This window comes from Kitasatospora arboriphila, from assembly GCF_039528095.1.
Classification (GTDB): Bacteria; Actinomycetota; Actinomycetes; order Streptomycetales; family Streptomycetaceae; genus Kitasatospora; species Kitasatospora arboriphila.
Genome location: NZ_BAAALD010000148.1, coordinates 11,308 through 12,325 on the forward strand (window position 1 = coordinate 11,308; position 1,018 = coordinate 12,325).

Below are 1,018 nucleotides of genomic sequence, written 5' to 3' on the forward strand. Positions count from 1 at the left end.
TCCGCCCCCCCCCCCCCCCCCCCCCCCCCCCCCCCCCCCCCCCCGGCCGGGCGGCCCCACCGTGCGGGCCGCACTCGCCGGCCTGGACCCCTCCGAGGTCGCGGCCGGCGTGGTCGGCCTGGCCGGCGCCCTGGTCGCCGAACCCGGACTCGACGGGCTCTGGCCCGAGGTCGGACTCTCCGTCACCCCCCGCACCACCAGCGACCTCGCGCTCGCCTACACCGCCGGCACCGGCAGTCCGGACGGCACCGTGCTGATCGGCGGCACCGGCGCGGTCGCCGCCGAGGTGCGCGACCACACGCCCGTCCGGCTCGCCGACGGCCACGGCTGGCTGCTCGGCGACCTCGGCTCCGGCCAGTGGCTCGGCCGGGAGGCCGTCCGCCTCGCGCTCGCCGCCGCCGACGCCGTCCTGCCGCTCCCCCGCCCCGCGGCGGCCCGCCGCCGAGGAACTCACCGGCCGCTCCGCCGGGGACGGCCTGCGGGCCGCCCTGCTCGGCGCGGTGTACGGCGAACCGCCCGTCCGGCTGGCCCGGCTCGCCCCGCTGGTGCTGGACGCGGCCACCGCCGGCGAGGACGAGGCGCAGCGGCTGGTCGACGAGGCCGCCGGCCATCTGCTGGCCACCCTGGAGACCGTCCGCCCGGCCGGGTCGGCCCGGCCGGTGGTACTGGCCGGCGGGGTGCTCGGCCCGGACACCCCCTTGGCGGACGCCGTCCGGGCGGGCGTGGTGGCACGCTGGCCCGCCGCAGAGGTCCGCACCGCGGGCAGCACCGCCGGAGCGGCCGCCTGGCTCGCCGCCCGCACCCTCGGCCCCGGCGCCGCCACCGAAGACCTCCACCGCACCCTGGTAGCCCCCGGCGCCTAGGGATCCGTCTTCACGGGGCAGCCGGGCAGCCGACCAGGTGCCCCCGCGCGCCCCTGAAGTGACCACCCACGTGTCCTCGAAGTGAACACCCCCGCGCCCCTGGAGCGGCCCCGGGAACGCCGAAGGCCCCCCGCTTCCGCGAGGGGCCTTCGACC

Annotated in this window: 1 protein-coding gene; it reads left to right on the top strand. The window is 80.9% G+C overall.

All coding sequences use genetic code 11. The features are described from left to right. The first annotated feature begins 500 nt into the window (after positions 1 to 500). Positions 501 to 863: a hypothetical protein gene (locus tag ABD353_RS37515; RefSeq protein ID WP_344628209.1), complete on the top strand. Its 363-nt coding sequence runs from the start codon at positions 501 to 503 to the stop codon at positions 861 to 863. The last annotated feature ends 155 nt before the right edge of the window (positions 864 to 1,018 follow it).